Source organism: Lactobacillus sp. JM1, from assembly GCF_009834385.1.
GTDB classification, from domain to species: domain Bacteria; phylum Bacillota; class Bacilli; order Lactobacillales; family Lactobacillaceae; genus Lactobacillus; species Lactobacillus paragasseri.
Genome location: NZ_CP044412.1, coordinates 247,037 through 273,515 on the forward strand (window position 1 = coordinate 247,037; position 26,479 = coordinate 273,515).

The following is a 26,479-nucleotide window of genomic DNA, read 5'->3' on the forward strand; positions in this document are numbered from 1 at the left end:
CAAGCAAAGGAGTGACGTCCAGTGCCAACAACACTAATGGCAATTAAACATAATTTGGATTCTCATTTGGGCGAAAGCTTGGTAGTAGTAGCTCAAGCAGGAAGAAAGAAAGTAACACGCCGTAAAGGTAGATTAACTAAGACTTATCGTGCAGTGTTTGTAGTTGACCTTGATCAAGATCAAAACAACTTTGAACGAGTATCTTACAGTTACACGGATTTATTAACTAAGAACATTGAGCTTGAGTTTGATGAAATGTAAGCGACAATAGAATATATTACGAACAATCACTAGTATTTTTCTTAAAATGCTAGTGATTGTTCTTTAGATAGAGTATATTTAAGTTTAGAAATTTAATTTAATGTTTAGGAAGGTAAAAGCATGAAACGTTCAGAAAGATTAGTTGATATGGTTAAGTATCTTTTAGCTCGCCCTCATACTTTGATTGCATTGCCATTTTTTGCAGATCGCTATGGCGCAGCTAAATCTTCAATTTCAGAAGACTTGGCAATTTTACGTCAAACTTTGGCTAGCGACCAAAATGGTATTTTAGAAACTGTAGCAGGAGCTGCTGGTGGAGTGAGATACATTCCTTTTGTTGGGAAAAAAGAGGCTACTAACTATCTTCATGATTTAGCTGACCGTATCGAAGATCCTGATCGTATTTTGCCTGGTAATTTCGTTTACTTATCTGATATTTTAGGCTCACCACAAGATTTGCAGCAAATTGGACAATTGATTGCAACCAAATATGCCTACAGTAATGTTGATTATGTAATGACAATTGAAACTAAGGGGATTGCTATCGCGCAAGCAGTTAGTCGCTTTTTAAACGTACCATTTGTGATGGTTAGAAGAAGACCTAAAATTACTGAAGGATCAACAATCTCGGTTAACTACGTTGCTTCGTCAAGTGAACGAGTTGAAAAAATGGAATTAGCAAAAAGACTACTTCCAGAAGGAAGCAATGTATTAATTGTTGATGACTTCATGAAAGGCGGCGGAACTTTAACTGGGATGGAAGAACTAGTTAAGGAATTTAAGGGAACAGTTGCTGGAATGTGCGTTCTCTGTGAGACAAAATACGCTTCTCAAAAGGTCGTAGATGATTATCAATCACTGATTAAGATTACTGAAGTTGACAGAACTAAAAAGCTAATTAAAGTACGGCCAGGTAATTTCTTAGAACAGACGGACTTCAATCTTTTTCCAAAATGATATACTGATAGTTGTTTAAATATAAAAATTGAAGGGATATAAAACTAATGAATAAGTATGTTGTTATCTTAGCTGCTGGAAAAGGTACCCGCATGAAGTCCCAACTTTACAAGGTATTACATAAGGTTTGCGGTAAAACTATGGTAGAGCATGTGGTGGATGCTGCTAAGGGCACTAATCCAGATAAGATTATTACTGTAGTTGGAAATGGTGCAGATAGCGTTAAAGATGTTTTATCAGGTCAATCAGACTTTGCTTTTCAAAAGCAACAATTAGGTACTGGCGATGCTGTACTGGCAGCTAGTGATTTATTAGCAAATCTTGAGGGTTCAACTTTAGTTGCTACTGGTGATACTCCGTTATTTACTGCTGAAACTTTTAACAACTTATTTAAGAAGCATGAAGAAAGTGGAAATAGCGCAACTGTTTTAACTGCAAAAGCGCCAAATCCATTTGGTTACGGCCGTATTATTCGTGACGAAGATGGAAATGTTTTAAGAATTGTTGAACAAAAAGATGGTACGCCAGAAGAATTAGCAGTAGATGAAATTAATACTGGTGTCTTTTGCTTTGATAATAAAGAACTATTTAAGGCTTTAAAACAAGTTGGCAATGACAACGCTCAAGGCGAATATTACTTAACTGATGTTTTAGAAATTATGCGTAAAGCTGGTCATAAAGTTGGTGCGTATGAAATGCCAGATTTTAGTGAGAGCTTAGGAGTTAATGACCGAATTGCTCTTGCTCAGGCAACTAAGATTATGCAAAGAAGGATTAATGAAGAGCACATGAGGAATGGTGTTTCATTTATTGATCCAGATACAGCATATATTGATAGTGACGTTAAGATCGGTAATGACACTGTTATTGAAGGAAACGTTGTTATTAAAGGAAACACTGAAATTGGCAGTGACTGTTATATTACTAATAGTTCAAGAATAGTTGATTCTAAGATTGGTAATCATGTTACTATTACTTCTTCAACTCTTCAAGAAGCTCAAATGGATGATAATACTGATATTGGACCTAATTCTCACCTTCGTCCAAAGGCAATTATTAGAAAAGGTGCTCATATCGGAAACTTTGTTGAGATCAAGAAAGCTGAAATTGGTGAAAATAGTAAAGTAGGACACTTAACCTATGTTGGGGATGCTACTTTAGGTAAAGATATTAATATTGGCTGTGGTACTATTTTCTCTAACTATGATGGTGTGAAGAAGTTCCATACTAATGTGGGGGATCATTCATTCATTGGTGCTGGTGCTACGATTATTGCCCCAGTTAATATTGCAGATCATGCATTTGTTGCAGCTGACTCAACTATTACTAAAGATGTTGAACGCTATGATATGGCAATTGCTAGGGGAAGACAAACGAACAAGCCTGATTACTGGCATAAGTTACCGCTCTCAAAAGATAAAGAATGGGAATAAATTAAAAGAAGTTGTTAAACACAACTTCTTTTTTTGCTATTTACAAGCGTAAAGGATATTTTTTTGCTATTATTAAGTATGGAATTGTAATTTTTCAGTGGAGGAAATTATGTCTCAATTAGACAAAGAAATCAAAATTTTTGCGCTTAACTCTAATAAGCCTTTAGCAGAAAAAATTGCTGATAAGGTTGGAGTTAAGCTTGGTAAATCTGATGTTAAACGTTTCAGCGATGGTGAAATCCAAATTAACATCGATGAGTCAGTTCGTGGTAAAGATGTTTACTTGGTACAATCAACTTCAGCTCCAGTAAATGATAATTTAATGGAATTATTGATCATGATTGATGCCGTTAAACGTGCATCAGCTAGAAGCGTAAACTTAGTTATGCCTTACTACGGATATGCACGTCAAGATCGAAAGACCCGTGCACGTGAGCCAATTACAGCTAAGTTAGTAGCTGATATGTTGCAAAAAGCTGGTGCTGATCGAGTTCTTTCGCTTGATTTACATGCCCCACAAATCCAAGGATTCTTCGATATTCCAGTTGATAATTTAATGGGTGCCCCACTCCTTGCTGACTATTTCTTGAGTCATGAATTAGAAAAAGATGCTGTTGTAGTTTCACCTGACCATGGTGGCGTAACTAGAGCAAGAAAATTGGCAGAATTTCTTAAGACTCCAATTGCTATTGTGGACAAACGCCGTCCAAAGGCAAATGTTGCTGAAGTTATGAATATTATTGGTGATGTAGAAGGCAAACGTGCAATCATTATTGATGATATGATTGATACCGCAGGTACCATTACCTTAGCTTCTCAAGCTTTAATGGATGCTGGTGCAACTGAAGTTTATGCATCTGCAACTCATGCTGTTTTGTCTGGTCCAGCAATTGAGCGTTTAAATAATTCTCCTATTAAGAAATTGATTTTAACTGACTCAATCAATCAACCTGAAGAAAAAGACTTGTCTAAGGCTGAAATTGTTTCTGTTGGGCCATTGATGGGTGAAGCAATTAAATTGATCCAAGAACATAAACCAGTTAGTCCACTGTTTAATACTCGTTTTCAATCACATAACTAAATGAACTATAAGGTGATACCTATAAGTAGGTATCGCCTTTTTTTATTGCTTTAAAAATAATAGTTTTAATTTTTAGACTCGCTAAGCGTTTACATTATTAGAATAATTACGGTAATATTAAGTTATACAGTTTTAAAAAAGGACTTAGAAGTATTATGACTACTTTATCTGATGTAGCAAAAAAAGCTAGCGTGTCTAAGATGACGGTATCACGCGTCATTAATCATCCTCAACAGGTTACGCCTGAATTAAGAAAAATTGTCGAACAGGCAATGGAACAACTAAATTATCATCCAAATTCAGTTGCTAGTGCACTAGCCCACCGCCGTACAAATGTAGTTAAATTAGTAATTCTGGAGGATATTGATACAACTGAACCTTACTACATGAATTTACTTTTCGGGATTGCTAGTGGATTAGGTAAAAAACACTATGCACTACAGTTAGCAACCGATAGTGAGGTTGGTGGCGGCGATGGTTATATTATCACAGGTGGCAGAGCAAATGATGCCAAATGGCTGGACCAATTAAATAAACCATTTGTGTTATTCGGTGAAAATCGCTATGGCTATGATTTTATTGATACCGATAATAAATTAGGTGAACAAATAGCCACACAATATGCTCTGGATAAAAATTATCAATCAATTGTTTTCATTGGAATTGATGAAAAAGAGCCTTTTGAATATTCGAGAGAGGCTGGATATATCAACACCTTGCAGAAGCATAATATGATTCCTAAGATTTTTAGAATCCAAAATCATAGTAGTTTAGCTGAAAAACTAATTATTAGTAATTGGAAAAAGTTTGCCCCCAACACTTGTTTTATTTGTGCAAGTGACCGAATAGCGGTTGGGGTTGTACGTGCTATTCAAAGAAAAAATGGAAATATTCCACGGGATTTTGGAATTATTGGCTTCGATGGAGTTTTCTTAGATCAGGTGTCAAATCCTAAGCTAACAACTATTAAACAAAATTTGTTTAAGTTAGGTGAACTCTTAGCAGAAATGATTTTGCAAAAGATTCAACAAGGCGGAGCTCAGCAGGGCGAGGTTCTTATTGAACCGGAATTAATAAAAAGTGAATCTACTAGAATTTAAGAAGCTCTGGATGAGCTTCTTTTTTTGATACCGGTAACATTTAAATAACGTTGTAAGCGCTTAAAATTATTGCTTAAAATAGGATTTATGGAGGAAGTTTATTATGAGACATTGGTATGACCAAGCAATTATTTATCAAATTTATCCTAAGTCTTTCCAGGATTCTAATGGTGATGGTATTGGTGACCTAAATGGTATTAGGAAAAGAATACCGTATTTGAAGGAATTAGGGGTTAATGCTGTCTGGCTGAATCCGGTCTTTGTTTCCCCGCAAGTTGATAATGGCTATGATGTATCAAACTATTTTGCCATTGATCCCAAAATGGGAACTATGGAAGATATGGATAATTTAATCAAGGAAATGCATGGAGCTGGAATTCATGTAATTATGGATTTTGTTTTAAATCATACGTCTGATCAACATCCCTGGTTTCAAGATGCCATTAAAAATCCTGATAGTATTTATCGGGACTATTATATTTTTGCCGGCCAAAATAATCAGCGACCAAATAATTGGGGAAGCTTTTTTGGAGGTAGTGTTTGGGAGAAAGATCCTGCTGAAACAGGACAGTTTTATTTTCATCTTTTTGATAAAAGAATGCCTGATTTGAACTGGAAAAATCCTGAAGTTAGACATGCAATGAGTGAAATTGCAAAGTATTGGCTAGAAAAAGGAATTGATGGTTTGAGATTAGATGCCTTTATTCATATTGCCAAAGCAGACTTAAGACAGAATTTCCCAGTTAATAGTAAAGCTGAAGAACCCGTAGTAGCCGAGCCATTTTTTGCTAACTTACCGCAAGTACAAAAATGGATGCGACCTTTCTGTGAGGAAATAAAGCAAGATTATCCTGATGCACTCTTGTTAGGAGAAGCAGCGAGTGCGAATGTTAATTTAGCAGTCGATTATACAAATAAAGATAACCACTTGATGGATAGCGTAATTACTTTTAGGTACTTTACAGAAGATCAAAGTCAGGTGGATCCTAGTTTTTCAGCTCAATATCAGCCGAAATCATTAGATTTAGTAAAATTTAAGCAAAATCAGGCTGTCTGGCAACAAACTTTAAGTGGCGTGTCTAAGCCCACTTTGTACTGGAATAATCATGATATGGCTAGAATAGCTACTAGAATTGCTAAAAATGATATTCAAGCTCGGAGCTTAGCCATGCTAATGTATTTACAAAATGGCCTGCCGATTATTTATTATGGCGAAGAACTCGGAATGAAGAACTTGGAGTTTGAAGACGTAACACAATTTGAGGATGAAACAGTTAAAGAATTTATTGAAAGTGCCAAAAAGGCTGGAAAAACTAGTCAAGAAGCATTGTTAATGGTAAGTAAAACTCATAAATTGCCAGCTAGAGGGCCAATGCCTTGGAATAATGCAAAAAATAATGGATTTAGTGATGGGAAACCTTGGCTTAAAGGAAAGAAAGTTGATCATGCTAATGCGGCTGATGAAATAGCAGATAGCCATAGCATGTTTAATTTCTACAGAAAATTAATTAGCCTAAAGAAAGAAGCATTGTTTGAAGATGGGGGCTATTATTTATTGCCAACGTCAAACGATAGTTATGTTTATGAACGTAATTTAGAAGATCAAAAAGCATTAGTCGCTGTTTCTTTAAGTAAAGATGCTATAGAACTTGACGTAGATCCTGAATTTAAGCAAGAAAAATTAGTAGCAGGCAACTACCAATTGAAAGATGGAAAATTAAAATTGGCTCCGTATGCAGGAGTAGTATTAACAAAAGACTGAGGAGTAAAATATGCAACTAGCAGCTTTAAGACATAGAACTGAAAGCGAAGACTGTACTGTAATTGATCATTCGCACGTAAAAATTAGACTTCATACTGCTAAAAATGATGTAAAAAAAGTTATTGTTCACTATATTGATAATTATTTGCCACCTGCAGATGCAGCAACGCTAGAAATGAAAAAAGCAGGTAGCGGCCAAGTAAACGATTATTGGACAGCGACTTTAACAGCACCATATCATCGAATTAAGTATACTTTTGAAGTTATTGGTAATGATGGCAGCCACGTTATTTTTGGTGATCGTAGTATTGAAAAATTTAGCGATGAGAAATTAAGAGAAGATGGCTTATATTTTAAAGTGCCATATTTTCATGATATTGATCGTATTAAAACGCCCGCTTGGCTCAAAGACATTGTCTGGTATCAAATTTTTCCAGAACGCTTTGCTAATGGAGATAAAAGCAATGATCCAGTTAACGTTAAGCCTTGGAATCCAGAGGATCATCCCGGCAGAGAAGACTTTTACGGTGGAGATTTGCAAGGAGTGTTAGATCATTTAGATGATTTACAAAAGTTAGGAATTACTGGCTTATATTTTTGTCCTATTTTTAAGGCAAGCTCTAATCACAAATATGACACCATTGATTACTTACAAGTTGATCCAGCTTTTGGCGATAAAGATTTATTTGCAAAAGTAGTTAATGAAGCCCACAAGCGCGGGATGAAAGTGATGTTAGATGCAGTTTTCAACCATCTTGGTGACCAATCAATGCAGTGGCAAGACGTGGTTAAAAATAGGGCCAACTCTCGCTTTAAAGACTGGTTCCATATTAATTCTTATCCTGTTGAACCTTACCGGGATCCAAGTAAGGGAGAAAAGAATCCGCCATATGAAACTTTTGCTTTTGAAAAGCACATGCCCAAATTAAATACTGCTAATCCAGAAGTACAAGATTTCTTATTAGAAATTGCAACTTATTGGGTAAAATATTTTGATATTGATGCTTGGCGCTTAGATGTAGCAAATGAAGTTGACCATCACTTTTGGAAGAGATTCCATGACGAATTAATTAAAATTAAGCCAGACTTCTATATTGTTGGCGAAATATGGCATTCAGCTCGCCCGTGGCTTCAAGGAGATCAATTTACGGGTGTAATGAATTATCCATATACTTTGCAAATTGAGGATCATTTCTTTAAGCACAACTTAGATGCTAAGGAACTTAGTGAACACTTAACTGATCAATTAATGATGTATCCAGATATTGTGGACCAAGCGATGATGAATATGCTTGATTCGCATGATACAGCTCGAATTTTGACTTTAGCAAAAGGTAATCAAGACTTAGCTTTGCAAGCGATAGCTTATGAATTTGCTCAACCCGGGATACCATGTATTTACTATGGGACAGAAATGGGGATGAGTGGCGATAACGATCCTGATTGTCGTAAGCCGATGGATTGGAGTAAGTTGAATGGACCAGTCTGGAAGAGAGTTCATGAATTAGTCAAATTCCGTTTAAAACATCGAGATACTTTAAATCAAGGTGACATTAAGTTAACGGTAACAGAAAATGGTCTACTAAAAGTTGAACGAATAGGAAAAGAAACAATAAATGCATACTATAATACCAGTGCTCATGATGTGAAAATTGATAAGAAACCAGCGCTTAGTCAAAACTATGAAGACGGTATTTTAGCGCCAGATGGCTTTTTGGTAGAAGTAAAAGCTTAAATTTATGATAAGAAAAAGCAGCGATAAGAGGCTGCTTTTTTTCTTATAATTTTTTGATACCGGTAACATAAAAATGATCATTGTTAAGCGCTTTCAGTAAATAGATAATAGACTTGTAAACAAAAAACCTCACAGAAGTGATGGAGAATGATGATGAAGAGAATTTTTGAAGTTGATCCTTGGAAAGTAACAACGCATAAATTTTCTAAGGAAGATAAAAGATTACAAGAAAGTATTACCGCAATTGGTAATGATTATATGGGAATGAGAGGAAACTTTGAAGAGGGTTATTCTGGTGATACTCTTCAAGGAACCTATTTAGCAGGTGTTTGGTTCCCAGATAAAACTGTTGTTGGTTGGTGGAAAAATGGTTATCCAAAATACTTTGGTAAGACTCCAAATGCACCAAGCTTTATTGGAATTGGAATTACTGTTAATGGTGAAAAGCTTGATTTAGCAAAAGTTAAATTTAGTGATTTTGAATTATCACTTGATATGCATCAAGGTCTTCTCTCAAGAAGCTTTGTCTATGAAGGAAAAGATGTCAAAGTTAAGTTTGAATTTGAACGTTTTCTTCATATTATTCAAAAAGAAGCAGCCTTAATTAAAGTTAAAGCAACTGTACTTGAAGGACATGCAAAAATTGATTTTGATTCAACTTTAGATGGAACAGTTGTTAACGAAGACAGTAATTATGATGAACGTTTCTGGGTTCCACTTGGTGAAGATAAAGATAGAAGAACTATCCAAGTAAAAACTAAGCCAAATCCATATGAAGTTCCTCAGTTTACGGTTTTGCTTAAGCAAGCATTACGCCATAACGGGGAAGCACTTCAAGGTGAAGTTTCAAGTCAAGAAGCCAAGTTAAGTGAAAAAATTTCAGTTGAATTAGATCAAGATCAGAGCTATGAGCTTGAAAAAGACGTCATCGTTGTAACAAGTCGTGACGTTGAAGAGAAAGATCAAGCTGATGTTGCAGAAAACTTAATGAGCAAGCTTCAAGCAAAAAGCTTTGCAGAAAACTTGGCTGAACATACTGCTACCTGGGAAAAGCGTTGGGAAACAAGTGATGTTGAAATTGCTGGGGATGCAGCCGCTCAACAAGGCATTCGTTTCAATATTCTTCAATTATTTATGACTTACTATGGTGAAGATGAAAGATTGAATGTTGGTCCAAAAGGATTTACTGGTGAGAAATATGGTGGCGCTACTTATTGGGACACCGAAGCATTTATTGTTCCAATGTACTTAGCCATTACTAAACCAAGTGTTACTAAAGCATTGCTAGAATATCGTCATAATCAATTACCAGGCGCTTATCACAATGCTAAGGAACAAGGTCTTCCAGGTGCGTTATTCCCAATGGTTACCTTTAATGGTATTGAATGCCACAACGAATGGGAAATTACTTTCGAAGAAATCCACCGAAATGCTGATATTCCGCACGCAATTGCAATGTACACCGAATATACTGGTGACGATAGCTATGTTAAGAACGAAGGCATGGATGTCTTAGTTGGGACTGCAAGGTTCTGGGCAGCTAGAGTTCATTGGTCTAAATGGCGTAATAAATATGTAATGCATGGTGTTACTGGACCAAATGAATATGAGAATAATGTCAATAATAACTGGTTCACTAGTACTATGGCAAGATGGCTCTTGAAATATACGCTAGAGCGTTTGCCGCTTGCAACTAAAGAAGCTCAAGAAAGAGTTCATGTCACTGAGGAAGAAAAGGAAAAGTGGCAAGACATTGTTGATAAAATTTATCTTCCAGAAGATAAAGATTTGGGCATTTTCTTACAACAGGATGACTTCCTTGATAAAGAAATTCGTCCAGTAAGCGAAATTGAGGATCAAAGACCAATTAATCAACACTGGTCATGGGATAAGATTTTAAGATCGCCATTTATCAAGCAAGCAGATGTATTACAAGGAATCTACTTCTTCCCAGAAAATTACACTAAAGAACAAAAAGAGAAGAACTTTGATTTTTATGAACCATTAACCGTTCATGAAAGCTCATTATCTCCTTCAATTCACTCAGTTTTAGCAGCTGAACTAGGAAAGAAAGATAAGGCTGTTGAGCTTTATGAAAGAACTGCAAGACTTGACTTAGATAATTACAACAACGATACAGTTGACGGTTTGCACATTACTTCAATGAGCGGTTCATGGCTAGCAATCGTGCAAGGCTTTGCAGGTATGCGTTATGATCACGATCAATTAAAATTCAATCCATTTATTCCAGATAACTGGAATCATTACAGCTTCAAGATTAATTATCGCGGTTGCTTGATTGAAGTTTATGTTGATCACCAAGAAACTAAGATTTCACTGCTTAAAGGTGAAAATCTCGAAATTTTAGTTAATGATCAAAAAGTTATGCTCAAAGAAGGTGAAACTGAATGCTTAAAGGCTTAATTTTTGACTTAGATGGGGTTTTAACTAACTCGGCTGTTTACCACTTGACTGCTTGGAATAATTTGGCTAAAGAATTAGGAATTAACCTAACAGATGAACAGCTTAATAGCTTAAGAGGTATTTCAAGAATGGATTCATTAAATTTGATCTTGAAATACGGTGGTCAAGAAAATAAATATTCTGAAGCAGAAAAAGAAAAATTTGCTGCAGAAAAGAATACTAAGTTTGTTGAACAAGTTGAAAAGATGACGCCAGCAGATATTTTACCGGGCATTCCTGAATTACTTAGTGATGCAAAGAAGCAAAATTTAAAGATGGTTATTGCTTCTGCCTCAAAAAACGCACCTAAGATCTTAACTAAATTAGGAATTATGGATGAGTTTGATGGCATTGTTGATCCAGCTACTCTTCATCGAGGAAAACCAGATCCAGAAATTTACGAAAAAGCACAAAAATTACTGGGTTTGAATGCAGATGAAGTTATTAGCTTTGAAGATGCTCAAGCTGGTGTTCAATCAATTAAGAGTGCTGGACAATTTGCAGTAGGGATTGGAGATAAAGAAGTCTTAAAAGAGGCTGATTATGTTGTTCCAACTACTAAAGAATTAAAACTTTCAGAAATTGAATCAGTTTTTAATAAAAAATAAGAGGGAAGTAGGGAAAGAGAATGGTTGAAGTAGATTTAAACCATATCTATAAAAAGTACGAAGGAAATGATAAATATTCAGTTAATGACTTTGATTTACACATCAAAGACAAAGAATTTATCGTTTTTGTTGGGCCATCTGGTTGTGGTAAGTCAACTACTTTAAGAATGGTTGCTGGTCTGGAAGATATTTCTAAAGGTACTTTAGAAATTGACCATAAAGTAATGAACGATGTTGCTCCTAAAGATAGAAACATTGCCATGGTATTCCAGAACTATGCTTTATACCCTCACATGTCAATTTACGACAACATGGCTTTTGGATTGAAGCTTCGTCACTACAAGAAAGATGAAATTGATAAACGGGTTAAACATGCTGCTGAAATTTTGGGCTTGTCTGAATACCTTGATAAAAAGCCATCGGAATTGTCTGGTGGTCAAAGACAGCGTGTTGCCTTAGGACGTGCAATTGTGCGAGATGCACCAATCTTCTTGATGGACGAACCTTTATCAAACCTAGATGCAAAATTACGTGTCACAATGCGTGCTGAAATTGCTAAATTACACCAAAACTTAGGAACTACTACTATCTATGTTACTCACGATCAAACTGAAGCTATGACTTTAGCTGACCGAGTAGTTGTTATGTCAGTTGGTCAAGTTCAGCAGATCGGAACGCCACTTGAAGTTTACAACAAGCCTGTAAATATGTTTGTTGCTGGTTTTATCGGTTCTCCACAAATGAACTTCTTCAATGTTCACTTTAAGGGTAATCGAATTAGTGACGGCAAAGGTTTAAATATCGAAATTCCTGAAGGTAAGGCTAAGATGCTTAAAGATAAGGGATATGAAGATAAAGACTTAGTCTTTGGTATTCGTCCAGAAGACATTCACTCAGAAGAAGCCTTCCTTGAGACTTGGCCAAACCAAACTGTTAAATCTACAGTTGTCGTTTCTGAATTGCTGGGATCAACTATTCAACTTTATCAAAAAGTAGATGGCACAGAATTTGTAGCCATCGTAAATGCCCGTGATTACCATACTCCAGGCGATAAGGTAGAAATGGGATTTGATGTCAACAAAGCTCACTTCTTTGATAAAGATACAACGAATGCCATTCGTTAACTTGCAGAAGAGGACGCTTCTGCAAATATTGATTAAGCTTACAACGAGTGTGAAACTTGGTTCACGGTTGTAATAATGTGTTTAGCCTTTTATGGCTAGGAGGAAATATCATGAAGTTATGGAAAAAATTGGCTTTAGGTAGTGTCGTAGCTTTATCAGCTATTTCATTAACTGCCTGTGGTAAGAGTTCTAATTCAAACGAATCAAAGAGCTCAGATAAACAACTAACCCTTTGGGTAGATACTGCTCGTGTTAGTTGGTACAAGGGTGTTGTAAAAGACTTTGAAAAAGAACACCCTAACATTAAAGTTAAGGTTACCCAAAACCCTAATGGTTCTGCTAATGCCAAGACTGACGTTGGTAAGGACCCTTCAAAGGCCGCAGATGTTTTTGGTGTTCCAAACGACCAATTAGGTCAAATGGCAGATTCAGGTTATATCAATCCACTTTCACCATCTGATACTAAAGAAATTAAGAAAAACTCAGTTCCAGAAGCATATAAGGGTGCTGAATGGAAAGGTAAGCTTTACGCATATCCATACGCAGAACAAGCACAAACCGTTTACTACGACAAGTCTAAGCTTTCTCCAGAAGATGTTAAATCTTGGAAGACCATGACTTCTAAAGGTGTAGTTGCAACCGACTTTACTAACGCTTACGTAATGTGGCCAGTAATGTTCTCAGCAGGCACTAAGCTATTTGGCGACAGCGGAGAAGAAGTAAAGGGTTCAACATTTGACTCACAAAATGGTGTTAACGCAATGAAGTGGTATGCAGAACAAAAGAATAACAAGGGTGTTATGCAAACTTCTAATGCGCTTAACCAATTAAAGAAGGGTCACGCTCAAGCTATCTTAGATGGTCCATGGAATGCAGCAAACATTAAGAAGATCTTAGGTAAGAACTTAGGCGTTGCACCATATCCAACTATTGAACTTGGTGGCAAGACTGCTCAAATGGAAGCTTTCTTAGGTATTGAATGTTTCGCAGTTAACTCTCATACTTCTAACGCTAAGAATGCTGCAATATTGGCTAAATACTTATCAAACAAAGAAAACCAATTAATCGTTCACAAGAATGCTGGTGAAATTCCTGTAAACAAGGCAGCTCAAAATACTGCAGAAGTTAAGAATGATCCAGTTGCTAAGGCTGTAATTCAAATGGCTCAACCAGGCTACTCAGTTCTTCAACCAAAATTGCCACAAATGTCAATCTTCTGGAACGACTCAGCTCCATTAATTAGTGGTGCATACGACGGCAAGATTAAGCCATCACAATACAAGACTAAGCTTGCTAAATTACAAAAGAGTATTTCTAAGAAAGAATAATCTTAAAAAATCACATAAGCAAAGGTTTGATTAATTATGTTTAAGAAAAAACATGCTACGCCTGCGGTTACCTTAAAGGAAACGTGGAAAGATGGAGATACCGCAACCAAATTAACATTCTTCATCATGGGTTTAAATGCTATAAAGCATCGGCAATGGCTAAAAGGATTTTCGCTTTTATTTTCCGAAATTGTATTTTTAATTTGGTTCTTTTTAAGTGGAATTCATTCAATTGCTGGCTTGAGTAATTTAGGTGCAATAAAAACAAAACGAGTTATATTTGATAAAGCACAAGGAGTATATGTTACTCAGCAACCAGATAATTCAGTTTTGATCTTATTATTTGGTATTTTAGCTTTATTCATCGTTGCTGGCTTTATTTACCTATATATCATTAATCTGAAATCTAATAAGCATACTTTCTTATTAGAAAAAAGACATGAACATATTCCAACTAACCGCGAAGAGATTGCATCTTTGTTTGACCAAAGATTACATGCAACCTTGATGACAATTCCAATTGTTTTAATTATCTTATTTACTGTTTTGCCAACTGTCTTCATGATTTCCATGGCCTTCACTAATTATGATCGTCAACACTCAATCGGATTTTCATGGACTGGATTCCAAGCATTTGGAAACGTGTTAGGAGGAGACTTAGCTGGTACTTTCTTCCCAGTTCTAGGTTGGACTTTGATTTGGGCAGTGGCAGCTACTGCTACTACTTTCTTCTTTGGAGTTTTGCTTGCACTTTTGATTGAATCAAAGGGGATCAAGCACAAGAACTTATGGAGAACAATCTTTGTAATTGTCTATGCTGTACCACAGTTCGTTTCTCTATTAATGATGGCTCAATTCCTTGATTATCAAGGACCATTGAATACATTACTTATGAACTGGGGCTGGATTAGCCACCCAATTCACTTCATTGATAATCAGGCTAGTCCACTTGTCGCAAGAATTACAGTTATCGTGGTTAACATGTGGATTGGTATCCCAGTTTCAATGCTAACTTCAACTGCTATTATTCAAAACTTACCTCAGGACCAAATTGAAGCTGCACGTATTGATGGTGCAAGTCCAGTACAAATTTTTAATCACATTACATTCCCACAAATTCTCTTTGTAATGTCTCCAGCTTTGATTCAGCAATTTATTGGTAACATCAACAACTTCAATGTTATCTACTTGCTGACTGGTGGTGCGCCAATGAATAATAACTACAACGGCGCTGGTTCTACTGACTTGCTAGTAACTTGGCTATATAACTTAACATTTGGTCAAGAGCAACGCTACAATGCCTCAGCTGTCTTAGGTATCTTGATCTTTATCATTAGTGCAACGTTCTCACTAATTGCATATCGTCATACTAATGCGTACAAGGAGGGCTAAAAATGAAGTCTTATCATAATCAAAGAAAGATTGCATTAATTTTTAGATATGTTCTATTAGCCATCTTGGCCGTTTTATGGATATTCCCAATTATTTGGATTATTTTAGCTAGTTTTTCATACAACAACACAGGATTCGTATCTACCATTTGGCCAGATAAGTTTACTTGGCAAAATTATATTGGTATCTTTACTAACTCACAGTATCCATTTGTCAACTGGGTATTAAATACATTGTTTGTCGCTGTTATCTCAGCAACATTATCAACTTTTGTTACAATTGCGGTTGCTTACGTATTATCAAGATTACGTTTCCGCTTCCGTAAGCCATTCTTACAAATTGCTTTAGTTTTAGGGATGTTCCCAGGCTTCATGTCAATGATCGCTTTATACTACATCTTAAAAGCTTTGAACATGTTAAACCTTGGCGGCTTGATCTTAGTTTATGTTGGTGGTGCAGGATTAGGTTTCTACATTGCTAAAGGATTCTTTGATACAATGCCACGTGCAATTGATGAAGCCGCTGAAATTGATGGTGCAACTAAGTGGCAAGTATTTATTCATATTGGATTGCCACTTTCAAAACCAATGATCGTTTATACCGCACTTACTTCATTCATGGCTCCATGGGTAGACTTCATTTTCTCAGGTATTATCCTCTCTACCTCTGGAAATCCGAAGACTTACACGGTTGCGTATGGTTTATACAACATGGTCCACTCATCAAAAGGTATGATGGCTCAATTCTTTACTCAATTCATTGCTGGTTGTGTGGTTATCGCTATTCCAATTACAATTTTATTCATTGTAATGCAGAAGTTCTACGTTAACGGAATTACAGCAGGTGCTGATAAGGGTTAATCAAATTAAAGTTTATGTGAAAAAAGTGTTCTGCGTTTGCAGGACACTTTTTATTTAAAGGAGGAAATTTATGACACCATGGTGGAAAAAAGCAGTTGTTTACCAAATTTATCCCAAGTCATTTCAAGATAGCAATGGAGACGGAATTGGAGATATTCCTGGGATTGTCTCAAGACTTGAATACTTAGAAAAACTAGGAATTGATGCAATTTGGCTATCTCCAGTTTACTTATCTCCTGGAGTAGACAATGGCTATGATATTTCAGATTATCAAAAAATAGACCCACAATACGGAACAATGAAAGATATGGATAATCTAATTAAAGAAGCTAAAAAACATCATATACGGATTATTATGGACCTTGTCGTAAACCATACTTCTGATCAACATCCTTGGTTTGTTGAAGCAAAGAAGAGTAAAGATAATCCATACCGTGATTTTTATATTTGGCGTGATTCAGTAGATGGACATGAACCAAACGATTTAAAATCTGCTTTTTCAGGATCAGCTTGGAAATTTGATGAAAAAACAGGACAATATTATTTGCATTTTTTTGCAGATCAACAGCCAGATTTGAATTGGAAGAATCCGAAACTAAGAAATAAAATTTATGACATGATGAATTATTGGATTGATAAAGGAATCGGCGGCTTTAGAATGGATGTCATTGAACTAATTGGTAAAGAGCCAGATCAACGAATCCGTGAAAATGGTCCAATGCTTCACCCATATTTAAAAGAAATGAATGAGCATACCTTTGCCCGTCAAGATATGATGACCGTGGGTGAGACTTGGAATGCAACGCCTAAAATTGCAGAAGAATATTCTGACCCAGCACGTCATGAATTGTCGATGGTCTTTCAATTTGAAAACCAAAATTTAGATCAAGAGCCAGGAAAAGAAAAGTGGGATTTAAGACCGCTTGATTTGGGAGAATTAAAAAAAGTATTAGTTAAATGGCAGACAGAAATTGATTTTAACCATGCTTGGAATAGCCTTTTCTGGGAAAACCATGATATTCCACGTGTTATTTCACGTTGGGGAAACGATCAAGAGTACCGCGTTCAATGTGCTAAAATGTTTGCGATAATTTTACATTTAATGCATGGAACTCCTTATATTTATAATGGTGAAGAAATTGGTATGACTAATTGCCCTGTTAAGTCTATTGCTGAGGTCGAAGATATTGAAAGTATCAATATGTATCATGAAAGACTAGAGCAAGGATATAAAAAAGCTGATCTAATTAAGTCAATTAACGCCAAAGGCCGCGATAATGCAAGACGGCCAATGCAATGGTCTAATGAAGAGAATGCAGGATTTACTAGTGGAAAACCGTGGTTAAAAGTAAATCCAAACTATCAAAAAATTAATGTTAAAGCTGCTCTAGCAGATCCAGGTTCAATTTTTTATACCTATCAAAAATTGATTAAGCTTAGACATGAAAATCCAGTCGTAGTCTATGGTGATTTTGAACTCGTTGAAAATACTGGCGATAGTGTGCTAGCCTTTTGGCGTAAATTAGGAAATGAGAAGTGGCTAGTTGTTGCTAATTTGTCTGGTGAAAAACAAGGATTTAATTTAGATAGTGATTTCAAAGAAGTTTTAATTAGTAATTATGAAAAACGAGCTAGTTTAAAGAATATTGTTCTAAAGCCATATGAGGCTTTTGCAGTTAAGGCGTAAAGAAAAAGTACATTGATTTCTGCAATCAATGTACTTTATTTCATGACTATTTTTTCTTATTTGGACGTCTTAAGTAACGCAATGTATTGTTTCTAATATACTTCTGAAATTCTTGATAAATTGGATCAAAAATTTGCGGCTCATCAGTTTCTTTAACCATTACTTTAGGAAAGAAGAAACGTTCGTCTCCTTGAAGCGTACCATTTAAGGATTTAACTAGGGGACTTAACTCAGATAGTTCTACTAAGCTACCATCAGCTTGCATGATTTCAATCGGACTGTGGGCATTTTTACCAGTGGGCTTGTAAGCGTCATATGGTTCATCAAATGCAGAATTAGTAGCAGTGTAGTAGTTAGGATCAAAACCTGCTTGTTTAATTAAATTCTTTAATTTAGGTAGTAAACTCTTAGTATCTTCATTAATCTTGACACTTTCAAGGGGATGACGATATAAATAACGGCTTGAAAGATCTGATAGAATTTGGTCACCTGAATTAGTCCATAATAGAAAATTGGTTTCCATTACGCCATCATCTAAATTAAGATAATCTTCAAGTGTCCAATTTCCTTTTAGAAAGGCCTCTAGTTGTGGAGTAACTTGGAGCTTACCTGCTTCATATATGATTTGCGCTCTTTCAAGTAAGTGATGCAAGATGACTTCCATTGAGCGATTTACGCGGTGAAAGTAAACTTGTTGATACATCTGGTAGCGACTAATAATATAGTCTTCTACAGCGTGGATACCCTTATCAGTGAAGCAAATTCCATCACGGTAAGGACGAATCACTTCTAAGATTCTAGTTAAATCAAAACTGCCGTAGGTTACTCCGGTAAAGTAAGCATCGCGAAGTAAGTAATCCATTCTATCAGCGTCTGCTTGACTAGAAATTAATTTCACAACTTGTGGGTTAGAGTAGGTCTTGGCAATTACGCTAGCTACTAATTCTGGAAAATTAGGACTAACTTGTCTTAAAGCTTGATTGACTTCAGTATTTTTATCAGTAATAATTTGTTGGCCCATTTTTTCATGGTTAGTACCAAAGAGATGCTCAAAGGTATGAGAATATGGGCCATGGCCAATATCATGAAGTAAGGCAGCACATTCTGCTAAAAGACGTTCGTTAGGATCCCATAACCCATCTCCGGGTTCTTTGCTAGTGTATTTTTCTTCAAAAATATCGCAGATTCGGCGTGTTAGTTCATAAACACCTAAGTTATGTTCAAAGCGGGTATGTGTTGCTCCCTGAAAAACATAGGAAGCGGGTCCTAGCTGTTTAATACGACGCAGGCGTTGAAATTCTTTTGAATTAATAATGTCTAGAATGACTTTATCTTTAACATGAATATAATTGTGGACAGGATCACGCAATACTTTTTCATGATCCAACTTTTTACTTTGAAATTTTTCCATTTTTCTTATACTATTTTCTCGGATAATAAAATAATCGGTTAACTCTTAATTAACTTGATTATAACAATAATGCTACTGTAAGGCTATCTTAGCATGGATGAAGGTGAAAATAATGAATAAAGAAGTTGAGATAAAGATTACCAGTGAAATTCATCAAGAAGATGATTCGGCTGTTTTTGAAAGAGAAGGTTTGGGAAGCCTTGAAAGAATTGGTAATAATTGGCGATTAAAGTATAACGAAAAAAACAAGGAAGGCAACGTTGAGGTTAAACTATTAATTAAGCCAAATGAATTAGTAATGCAGCGAGGAGATATTAAAGGCGATCATACATTAATGAAATTTGAACCAGGAGAGAAACAAAAATGTAAAGTTATGGCTGCTGGTAAGCAAATGGATTTAGTATCTTTGACCAATAAATTAGATTTTTCCAAAATTTCTCCAGGAAAGATGCAACTTAAAGTTGAATATGATCTCTTTTCTGGTCTATACTTAGTAGGTAACTATGCAATAAAGATTGAAGTAACAGATCTTTAGCAAATTTAGATAAATTGATTACGTGAAAGGACGTGCCACTGTGGGGTTAGATGATTTTAAAGGCCAAAATAAAGACGAATTGTCAATGATCGAAGTTGCTCGTGCAATTTTACAAGATAGCGGCAAGCGAATGGCCTTTGCTGATATCGTTAACGCCGTCCAGAACTTTCTGGGTAAGAGTGACGAAGAAATTCGTGAGCGTTTGCCACAATTTTACACTGATATGAACACTGATGGTGAATTCATTTCAATGGGTGATAATGTTTGGGCATTGCGTTCTTGGTTCCCATATGAATCTGTTGATGAAGAAGTAAACCATCCAGAAGATGAAGATGATGTGCCACGTAAGAAGCACCACAAGAAGGTTAATGCCTTTATTGGTGATTCTGACGATGATGACATTATTGACTATGATTCAGATGATCCAGAAGATGAAGATTTGGACGTTGATGACGACGACAATAATGAAGATGATTACTCAGATGATGATCTTGACGATGCTGACGACAATGAATTAGATGACGGTATCGAAGGACAATTATCAGAACTTCATCAAGATGATCTTGATGACGATGACGATTAAAGTACTTGACGGGAAGAGAATTTCCCTTTAGTATTTTGTATGGGCACTCTGTGTGCATTTAAGCTCCCATGAACTTGGGAGCTTTTTTTTGATTTTAACGAATAATAAAAGAAAAGAGAGGAAGCACGGCATGACAAAGTATATTTTTGTAACTGGTGGGGTTGTTTCATCATTAGGTAAAGGTATTTCAGCCTCAAGTTTAGGACGCTTACTTAAAAATCGTGGTTTAAAGGTTACCATGCAAAAGTTCGATCCTTACATTAACATTGACCCAGGTACAATGAATCCATATCAACACGGTGAAGTTTACGTTACTGATGATGGTACTGAAGCCGACCTTGATTTGGGTCACTACGAAAGAATTGTTGATGTTAGAACAAGTAAATATTCTAACGTGACTACAGGTAAGATTTACCAAGAAGTACTTGATAAAGAACGTCGCGGTGACTATCATGGTGCAACTGTTCAAGTGATCCCACACATCACTGACATGATTAAGAAAAAGATCATGCGTGCTGCCTTAACGACTGATTCAGATGTAATTATTTCTGAAATTGGTGGTACAGTAGGCGATATTGAATCAACTCCATTTATGGAAGCAATTCGTCAAATGCGTCGTGAAGTTGGTGAAGAAAATGTAATGTACATCCACTGTACTTTAGTACCTTATCTTCATGCAGCTCACGAAATGAAGACTAAGCCAACTCAACACTCAGTTGCTGAACTTAGAAGTATTGGTATTCAACCTAATATGCTTGTTTTAAGAGCAGAAAAACCAGTACCTCAAGATTTAAAGAATAAGATTTCAACTTTTACAGATGTTCCAGTAGATCGAATTATTGAGTCTATTGATGCTCCTTCACTTTTTGATTTACCACTTGCCTTTCAAGCACAAGGGATGGATCAAAAGGTTTGCGATTTCTTACATTTAGAAAGTCCAAAGCCAGAAGCTGATATGGAAGCTTGGAAGAAGCTTGATGAGCGTGCTAAGAACTTGAAACACGAAACTACTATTACTTTAGTAGGCAAGTATGTAGAGCTTGAAGATGCATATATTTCAGTTACTGATGCATTGCAACACGCAGGTTACTTATACGATACCAAGATTAAAGTTAATAAAGTTCAAGCAGAAGATATCACTGAAGATAATATTGCAGAAATCATGGAAGGTTCTGACGGTTTAATTGTACCTGGTGGTTTTGGTACACGTGGTCTTGAAGGAATGATTACTTCAATTAAGTATGCTCGTGAACATGACATTCCTTTCTTGGGTATTTGTTTAGGTATGCAAATGGCAAGTGTCGAATTTGCTAGAGATGTACTTGGATTAAAAGATGCAAATAGTGCAGAGGCTGATCCAAAAACTAAGAATAATATCATTGATATCATGGCTGACAAGCGTGACGAAGAAAATATCGGTGGAACTCTTCGCTTAGGGTTATACCCAGCAACTTTAAAGAAGGGCACCAAGACTCGCGCAGCTTATGATGATCAAGATGTTATTCAAGAAAGACACCGTCACCGTTACGAATTTAACAATGATTATCGTGAAGCTTTTGAAAAGGCTGGTATGGTCTTCTCCGGCGTTTCTCCAGATAACCACTTAGTAGAAATTATTGAAATTCCAGATAAGAAATTCTTCATTGCAGCTCAATACCACCCAGAATTTCTAAGTCGCCCACAAAGACCAGAGGGCTTATTCAAAGCCTTTATTGGTGCAGCTAGTGGTCTTCCAGCACAACATTTTAATTAGGCTTTTTAAAAATTAAATTTCGGTAACAAGAGGGCCATAATACACGGGTTCTCTTGTTTTTTTCGCGTTTTTCATTTAATATATTTTGTGATACATTTGGGTATTACAAATAGAGAAAAGGATTGTTTCCCCAATGAAACAGATGATTATTCATGGTGGAAAGCCCCTGAAGGGCGACGTATGGATCGGCGGTGCTAAGAACTCCACTGTAGCACTGATTCCAGCGTCAATACTTTCGCGGACTCCTGTTACCCTAGAAGGGGTTCCGCGAATTGCTGATGTAGATAATTTGATGGATCTGCTTAGTGAAATGGATGTGAAGTGTGATTTTCACGAAACCACTTTACGGATAAATCCTGATGACATTAAGCGTAGTCCCCTTCCAGCAGGTAAGATTAAGAGTTTGAGAGCTTCTTACTACTTTATGGGTGCATTGTTAGGTCGTTTTGGTAAAGCTGTAGTAGGCTTTCCAGGCGGCGATGATATTGGCCCTCGTCCTATTGATCAACACATTAAAGGTTTTGAAGCACTAGGCGCAACTGTTGAAAATGAGAACGATCAAATTATCATCACAGCTCCTAAGACTGGGCTTCGTGGTGCAAAAATTCATTTAAAGATGCCGTCTGTCGGCGCAACAATGAACATAATTATGGCTAGCGTAATGGCTAAGGGACAAACTATTATTGAAAATGCAGCTAAAGAGCCAGAAATTATTGATTTAGCAACATTTTTAAATAATATGGGAGCCGTTATTCGTGGTGCTGGTACTGATGTAATTCGAATTGAGGGTGTAGAAGAGTTAAAAGCTCAAACTCCGCATACTATTATCCCTGATCGAATTGAAGCTGGAACCTATGTGGCTTTAGCTGCATGCATTGGTGATGGAATTAGAATTCATAATATCATTGAAGAACACCTTGATTCATACTTAGCAAAAGTAGAAGAAATGGGTGTAGTAATTGATGCTGATGAAGATTCACTTTATGTGTATCCAGCAGGTGATTTAAAGATGGTTCAGGTTAGAACTGACGTCTATCCAGGATTTGCAACTGACTTGCAGCAACCAATTACTCCACTTCTTTTAACCGCTAAGACGGGTGAGGGTGTAGTAATTGATCAGATTTATCCTAAGCGAGTAGGACATATTCCTGAACTTCAAAAGATGGGTGCAAACATCCATGTTGAAGATAATATTATTTTAGTTCACCCAACTCATCATTTACATGGAGCACACGTCAGCGCAGGTGAAATTAGAGCAGGAGCATGTTTAATGCTAGCTGGTTTAATGGCTGATGGCGAGACTATCATTTCAAACGCAGGTAATATTTTGCGTGGTTATGATAGAATTGAGCAAAAGTTGCGTCAATTAGGTGCAGAAGTATCTGTAATTGATGTTTAAAGTTTTTGAATAAAGTAAAAAGGACTTGGAAAACTCCAAGTCCTTTTTGTGTGGTTTTAAGAAAAATTTTTAATTAGTGTTGTACCTCAATTTTTTCTGGTGCAGCAGGGATATGCTGCTCTTCTAAGCCAGATTTTCCTTTAAATAAGAGGTTGAGGATAGTAGCACTTAAGCTAGCTACAACAATACCGTTTCCAAGGAATAACTGAACAGTTTCAGGTAAAGATTGGAAAACTTGCGGATAAACAGTAACACCTAATCCTAAACCAATTGAAATGGCTACGATTAAGATGTTGCGAGTATCATCGAAATCAACTCGCTTGAGCATCCGCATTCCTTGGACGGCGATCATAGTGAACATTACTAGCATTGCACCGCCCAAGACAGAATCAGGAATAATAGTTACTAAAGCACCAAATTTTGGTAATAGTCCCATTAACATTAAAAATCCAGATGCCCAGTAAATTGGGCGTTTAGTGGTGATGCCTGATAATTCAAGCAAACCAACATTTTGAGAAAAAGTAGTATATGGGAAAGTGTTGAAGATACCACCGAGAATTTGAGCTAATCCTTCAGCACGGTAGCCCTTCTTGAGGTCATCGCTTGAGATATCTTTGTGGAGCAAGTCCCCAATAGCAAAGAAAACACCCGTTGATTCAACCATTGAAACTAGTGCAATGATAATCATGGTTAAGCTAGATGACCACTCAAATTGTGGCATACCGAAATAAAATGGTTGTGGTAAGTGGAACCAAGAAGCTTGTGCAACTGGTGTTAGTGATACCATTCCAAGCATACTTGCAATTAGAGTTCCTGCAATTAATCCAACTAAAACAGCAATTGATTTGATAAATCCTTTGCCCCAAACCTGTAATGCTAGGATAATTGCGACAGTTATAAAACCAGTTAAGAGATTTTTGGGATCACCAAAACTCTTAGCAGCAGAATTTCCTCCGCCAAGATTTTGAATAGAAACTGGAATTAAAGAAAGTCCAATAACTGTGATTAAGCTCCCCGTTACAACTGGTGGAAACAATTTTTTGATTTTTGAAAAATATCCTGCTACTAAGAAGGCGAAAATACCTGCGACAATAATAGCGCCATACATCGTTCCGATAGTAAATTTCTTACCAATCATTTGAAGTGGAGCGACTGCTTGAATTGCACATCCTAAGACAACTGGCAAGCCAATTCCAAAGTAACGATTACGCAAGAGTTGAAGTGCAGTGGCTAAACCACACATAAAAATATCAATTGAAACTAGGTAAGTCATTTGTGTGGAGTTAAATTTTAATGCTGTACCAATTAAAAGAGGAACAGCGATAGCTCCAGAATACATCGCCAATAAATGCTGCAATCCTAATAAAGCTGCTTTTTTGTGGTTAACTTGCATATGCTTCATTTATTTTTCTCCTACAAAATGTACTTGATTATTTTCAAAGTTAGCAATTCTAGCTAGGGCTTCAAGACGATAGCCATGTTCTTTAACCCAGTCGCTACCACCTTGGAACTCTTTGGCTACTACCACGCCGACGCCTGCTACAGATGCATCTGCTTGCTTGGCAATATTAAGCATTCCCTTAACAGCTTCACCGTGTGCTAAGAAATCGTCGATAATTAATAAATGGTCATCACTACTTAAAAATTTCTTTTCAACACAAATTTTATTGTTAACCTTTTTTGTATAAGAAAATACATCGGCCCAGTAAACGGCATCGTTGAGAGTAGATGGCTTTTTCTTTCTTGCAAAAACCATTGGAACGCCTAATTGATAAGCTGCCATAATACCAGGTGCAATTCCTGAAGCTTCGCAGGTAAGAACTTTAGTGATTTTTTCGTTTTCAAATAAACGTTTGAATTCTACTCCTACTTGCATCATAAGTTCCGGATCGACTTGATGATTAAGAAAAGAATTAATCTTTAAGACGTCACCGTCTAGTACTTCACCATCTTTGCGAATCCGTTCCTCAAGTAATTTCAATTTTTTCCTCCTGCATAAAAAAAGACTTCTTCTACCCGTGAATTAGGGTAAAAGAAGTCTATTGTACTGCTACTTATGACATCGATTACCTATAGTCCAGAATTAATTGGTTCCGGGTAGAAACTGTCGACCTTATTACGACGATATATAGATATTTTGATATTTAGAGTGTAGCAGAATCATTTTCCGAACACAAGAGCCTTTTTAGCGATGAATCATTCTGATATTGCTTTTTTCTTTTTTAGCGACATGACCGCTTCAAAGATTCCATATGCAATTCCAGCTAATGGCCAAATGATCCAGCTCTGGTTCCAATTGTTGCTCATAAAACTGTAGGCAAGGTAGACAAAAGAAATTGTCATCCAGTAAATAGTTGCGTATTTTTCAATCAACTTTTTACCAGCTTTTTTCTCACTTGTGTAGTCATCAAGTTGTAGGATAATATTGAAACTATCATGAATGATATTAGTTTTAACTAAGAAAAATACGCCAATGCCAACGAGTAAAAGCGTCGCTGAAGAAAAGCCAGTCATTAAGTCATCAAGTCTACTGCTAGCAAGTGCATCTACAAATAAGGCGCCACTCATTAATGGAATAGCAGACAAAATGCAAAAAGTAATGCCAATAATTTTAAAAATCATATGTTGGTTTTCATAGACTTTATTTTCTTCGATAATTTTTTCTCTTACATTGTTTGAAAGATTGCAGTCTTCATATTCGTAATTTTCATGAACTTTAAGCCATCGGTTTCCAGCTATGAATAACGCAACTGCTGTGGCGATAAAAGCTAGTAAAATAATTACTCCAATTCCAGTTGCAAAATTGATTGACCAGGTTAAGATGTCTAATCTAGTGAGACTAATTAGAATTAATAAGACAATTGGTGAGAAAATACATAGCATTACGCCACTAGCAATTAATGTAGAACTGCGTCTTCTAGCAGATAAGAAATCTTGGGTAGCAGAATAAGATATGTAATTTTCGTTAGACATGATAATCACCTCTTTAATATATAAATAGAAGTTT

At 36.3% G+C, this 26,479-nt stretch carries 22 protein-coding genes and 1 riboswitch; of the genes, 18 read left to right on the forward strand and 4 right to left on the reverse strand.

What is annotated here, in order from left to right:
- The first annotated feature begins 21 nt into the window (after positions 1 to 21).
- The 14 genes from F3I00_RS01170 to F3I00_RS01235 all read left to right on the forward strand — a co-directional run bounded on the left by F3I00_RS01170 (position 22) and on the right by F3I00_RS01235 (position 17,791).
- Positions 22 to 261 (forward strand): Veg family protein, encoded by a 240-nt coding sequence (locus F3I00_RS01170; RefSeq protein WP_003647898.1) that lies wholly within the window; start codon positions 22 to 24, stop codon positions 259 to 261.
- A 120-nt stretch (positions 262 to 381) separates the two neighbouring features.
- Positions 382 to 1,218 carry a pur operon repressor gene (purR, locus tag F3I00_RS01175; RefSeq protein ID WP_020806574.1) on the forward strand — a complete coding sequence of 279 codons (837 nt, stop codon included), beginning with the start codon at positions 382 to 384 and terminating at the stop codon, positions 1,216 to 1,218.
- 47 nt (positions 1,219 to 1,265) lie between these two features.
- The gene (gene glmU, locus F3I00_RS01180) at positions 1,266 to 2,651 is read left to right on the forward strand and encodes a bifunctional UDP-N-acetylglucosamine diphosphorylase/glucosamine-1-phosphate N-acetyltransferase GlmU (protein WP_020806573.1); all 1,386 of its coding nucleotides are present in this window, start codon (positions 1,266 to 1,268) and stop codon (positions 2,649 to 2,651) included.
- Between the two features lie 109 nt (positions 2,652 to 2,760).
- Positions 2,761 to 3,732 (forward strand): ribose-phosphate diphosphokinase, encoded by a 972-nt coding sequence (locus F3I00_RS01185; protein WP_020806572.1) that lies wholly within the window; start codon positions 2,761 to 2,763, stop codon positions 3,730 to 3,732.
- A gap of 155 nt (positions 3,733 to 3,887) precedes the next feature.
- On the forward strand, positions 3,888 to 4,832 hold the full coding sequence (locus tag F3I00_RS01190) for a LacI family DNA-binding transcriptional regulator (protein WP_020806571.1): 945 nt from the start codon (positions 3,888 to 3,890) through the stop codon (positions 4,830 to 4,832).
- A 103-nt stretch (positions 4,833 to 4,935) separates the two neighbouring features.
- Positions 4,936 to 6,594 carry an alpha-glucosidase gene (locus tag F3I00_RS01195; protein WP_020806570.1) on the forward strand — a complete coding sequence of 553 codons (1,659 nt, stop codon included), beginning with the start codon at positions 4,936 to 4,938 and terminating at the stop codon, positions 6,592 to 6,594.
- Between the two features lie 10 nt (positions 6,595 to 6,604).
- On the forward strand, positions 6,605 to 8,329 hold the full coding sequence (locus tag F3I00_RS01200) for a glycoside hydrolase family 13 protein (RefSeq protein WP_020806569.1): 1,725 nt from the start codon (positions 6,605 to 6,607) through the stop codon (positions 8,327 to 8,329).
- Positions 8,330 to 8,482: 153 nt separating this feature from the next.
- Positions 8,483 to 10,753, forward strand: a complete 2,271-nt coding sequence (locus F3I00_RS01205) for a glycoside hydrolase family 65 protein (RefSeq protein ID WP_020806568.1) — start codon at positions 8,483 to 8,485, stop codon at positions 10,751 to 10,753.
- Positions 10,738 to 11,400 carry a beta-phosphoglucomutase gene (gene pgmB, locus F3I00_RS01210; RefSeq protein ID WP_020806567.1) on the forward strand — a complete coding sequence of 221 codons (663 nt, stop codon included), beginning with the start codon at positions 10,738 to 10,740 and terminating at the stop codon, positions 11,398 to 11,400. Before F3I00_RS01205 ends, pgmB begins: the two co-directional genes overlap by 16 nt.
- Positions 11,401 to 11,420: 20 nt before the next feature.
- Positions 11,421 to 12,524, forward strand: a complete 1,104-nt coding sequence (locus tag F3I00_RS01215) for an ABC transporter ATP-binding protein (protein ID WP_003647890.1) — start codon at positions 11,421 to 11,423, stop codon at positions 12,522 to 12,524.
- Between the two features lie 110 nt (positions 12,525 to 12,634).
- On the forward strand, positions 12,635 to 13,852 hold the full coding sequence (locus tag F3I00_RS01220; protein ID WP_003650750.1) for an extracellular solute-binding protein: 1,218 nt from the start codon (positions 12,635 to 12,637) through the stop codon (positions 13,850 to 13,852).
- Positions 13,853 to 13,888: 36 nt separating this feature from the next.
- Entirely contained in the window at positions 13,889 to 15,244 is a 1,356-nt protein-coding gene (locus F3I00_RS01225) for a carbohydrate ABC transporter permease (RefSeq protein ID WP_003649523.1), read from the forward strand.
- 2 nt (positions 15,245 to 15,246) lie between these two features.
- Entirely contained in the window at positions 15,247 to 16,104 is an 858-nt protein-coding gene (locus F3I00_RS01230; RefSeq protein ID WP_003649522.1) for a sugar ABC transporter permease, read from the forward strand.
- Positions 16,105 to 16,174: 70 nt separating this feature from the next.
- Positions 16,175 to 17,791 carry an alpha-glucosidase gene (locus tag F3I00_RS01235; RefSeq protein WP_020806565.1) on the forward strand — a complete coding sequence of 539 codons (1,617 nt, stop codon included), beginning with the start codon at positions 16,175 to 16,177 and terminating at the stop codon, positions 17,789 to 17,791.
- Between the two features lie 46 nt (positions 17,792 to 17,837).
- Here F3I00_RS01235 and F3I00_RS01240 read toward each other — a convergent pair whose 3' ends face one another.
- Positions 17,838 to 19,202 (reverse strand): HD domain-containing protein, encoded by a 1,365-nt coding sequence (locus F3I00_RS01240; protein ID WP_003649520.1) that lies wholly within the window; start codon positions 19,200 to 19,202, stop codon positions 17,838 to 17,840.
- A gap of 112 nt (positions 19,203 to 19,314) precedes the next feature.
- Between F3I00_RS01240 and F3I00_RS01245 the strand changes: the two genes are divergently transcribed.
- The 4 genes from F3I00_RS01245 to F3I00_RS01260 all read left to right on the forward strand — a co-directional run bounded on the left by F3I00_RS01245 (position 19,315) and on the right by F3I00_RS01260 (position 23,472).
- Positions 19,315 to 19,737, forward strand: a complete 423-nt coding sequence (locus F3I00_RS01245) for a DUF1934 domain-containing protein (RefSeq protein WP_020806564.1) — start codon at positions 19,315 to 19,317, stop codon at positions 19,735 to 19,737.
- A 40-nt stretch (positions 19,738 to 19,777) separates the two neighbouring features.
- A complete protein-coding gene (gene rpoE, locus F3I00_RS01250; protein WP_003655719.1) occupies positions 19,778 to 20,320 on the forward strand; it encodes a DNA-directed RNA polymerase subunit delta in 543 nt (180 codons plus the stop codon).
- Between the two features lie 130 nt (positions 20,321 to 20,450).
- A complete protein-coding gene (locus F3I00_RS01255; RefSeq protein ID WP_020806563.1) occupies positions 20,451 to 22,073 on the forward strand; it encodes a CTP synthase in 1,623 nt (540 codons plus the stop codon).
- Between the two features lie 133 nt (positions 22,074 to 22,206).
- The gene (locus F3I00_RS01260; protein WP_020806562.1) at positions 22,207 to 23,472 is read left to right on the forward strand and encodes a UDP-N-acetylglucosamine 1-carboxyvinyltransferase; all 1,266 of its coding nucleotides are present in this window, start codon (positions 22,207 to 22,209) and stop codon (positions 23,470 to 23,472) included.
- A gap of 73 nt (positions 23,473 to 23,545) precedes the next feature.
- Here F3I00_RS01260 and F3I00_RS01265 read toward each other — a convergent pair whose 3' ends face one another.
- The 3 genes from F3I00_RS01265 to F3I00_RS01275 form a co-directional block, all read right to left on the reverse strand.
- A complete protein-coding gene (locus tag F3I00_RS01265) occupies positions 23,546 to 24,874 on the reverse strand; it encodes a nucleobase:cation symporter-2 family protein (RefSeq protein WP_159310961.1) in 1,329 nt (442 codons plus the stop codon).
- On the reverse strand, positions 24,875 to 25,453 hold the full coding sequence (locus tag F3I00_RS01270) for a xanthine phosphoribosyltransferase (RefSeq protein ID WP_020806560.1): 579 nt from the start codon (positions 25,451 to 25,453) through the stop codon (positions 24,875 to 24,877).
- A 72-nt stretch (positions 25,454 to 25,525) separates the two neighbouring features.
- Positions 25,526 to 25,624: riboswitch (purine riboswitch) on the reverse strand.
- Between the two features lie 44 nt (positions 25,625 to 25,668).
- Positions 25,669 to 26,445: a hypothetical protein gene (locus F3I00_RS01275; RefSeq protein WP_024273007.1), complete on the reverse strand. Its 777-nt coding sequence runs from the start codon at positions 26,443 to 26,445 to the stop codon at positions 25,669 to 25,671.
- Positions 26,446 to 26,479 lie beyond the last annotated feature (34 nt).

What these genes read in the sequence shown, in the direction of transcription:
- purR (WP_020806574.1), top strand. Translation starts at nt 382, where the DNA reads ATGAAACGTTCAGAAAGATTAGTTGATATGGTTAAGTATCTTTTAGCT.
- glmU (WP_020806573.1), top strand. Translation starts at nt 1,266, where the DNA reads ATGAATAAGTATGTTGTTATCTTAGCTGCTGGAAAAGGTACCCGCATG.
- F3I00_RS01185 (WP_020806572.1), top strand. Translation starts at nt 2,761, where the DNA reads ATGTCTCAATTAGACAAAGAAATCAAAATTTTTGCGCTTAACTCTAAT.
- F3I00_RS01190 (WP_020806571.1), top strand. Translation starts at nt 3,888, where the DNA reads ATGACTACTTTATCTGATGTAGCAAAAAAAGCTAGCGTGTCTAAGATG.
- F3I00_RS01195 (WP_020806570.1), top strand. Translation starts at nt 4,936, where the DNA reads ATGAGACATTGGTATGACCAAGCAATTATTTATCAAATTTATCCTAAG.
- F3I00_RS01200 (WP_020806569.1), top strand. Translation starts at nt 6,605, where the DNA reads ATGCAACTAGCAGCTTTAAGACATAGAACTGAAAGCGAAGACTGTACT.
- F3I00_RS01205 (WP_020806568.1), top strand. Translation starts at nt 8,483, where the DNA reads ATGAAGAGAATTTTTGAAGTTGATCCTTGGAAAGTAACAACGCATAAA.
- pgmB (WP_020806567.1), top strand. Translation starts at nt 10,738, where the DNA reads ATGCTTAAAGGCTTAATTTTTGACTTAGATGGGGTTTTAACTAACTCG.
- F3I00_RS01215 (WP_003647890.1), top strand. Translation starts at nt 11,421, where the DNA reads ATGGTTGAAGTAGATTTAAACCATATCTATAAAAAGTACGAAGGAAAT.
- F3I00_RS01220 (WP_003650750.1), top strand. Translation starts at nt 12,635, where the DNA reads ATGAAGTTATGGAAAAAATTGGCTTTAGGTAGTGTCGTAGCTTTATCA.
- F3I00_RS01225 (WP_003649523.1), top strand. Translation starts at nt 13,889, where the DNA reads ATGTTTAAGAAAAAACATGCTACGCCTGCGGTTACCTTAAAGGAAACG.
- F3I00_RS01230 (WP_003649522.1), top strand. Translation starts at nt 15,247, where the DNA reads ATGAAGTCTTATCATAATCAAAGAAAGATTGCATTAATTTTTAGATAT.
- F3I00_RS01235 (WP_020806565.1), top strand. Translation starts at nt 16,175, where the DNA reads ATGACACCATGGTGGAAAAAAGCAGTTGTTTACCAAATTTATCCCAAG.
- F3I00_RS01240 (WP_003649520.1), bottom strand. Translation starts at nt 19,202, where the DNA reads ATGGAAAAATTTCAAAGTAAAAAGTTGGATCATGAAAAAGTATTGCGT.
- F3I00_RS01245 (WP_020806564.1), top strand. Translation starts at nt 19,315, where the DNA reads ATGAATAAAGAAGTTGAGATAAAGATTACCAGTGAAATTCATCAAGAA.
- F3I00_RS01255 (WP_020806563.1), top strand. Translation starts at nt 20,451, where the DNA reads ATGACAAAGTATATTTTTGTAACTGGTGGGGTTGTTTCATCATTAGGT.
- F3I00_RS01260 (WP_020806562.1), top strand. Translation starts at nt 22,207, where the DNA reads ATGAAACAGATGATTATTCATGGTGGAAAGCCCCTGAAGGGCGACGTA.
- F3I00_RS01265 (WP_159310961.1), bottom strand. Translation starts at nt 24,874, where the DNA reads ATGAAGCATATGCAAGTTAACCACAAAAAAGCAGCTTTATTAGGATTG.
- F3I00_RS01275 (WP_024273007.1), bottom strand. Translation starts at nt 26,445, where the DNA reads ATGTCTAACGAAAATTACATATCTTATTCTGCTACCCAAGATTTCTTA.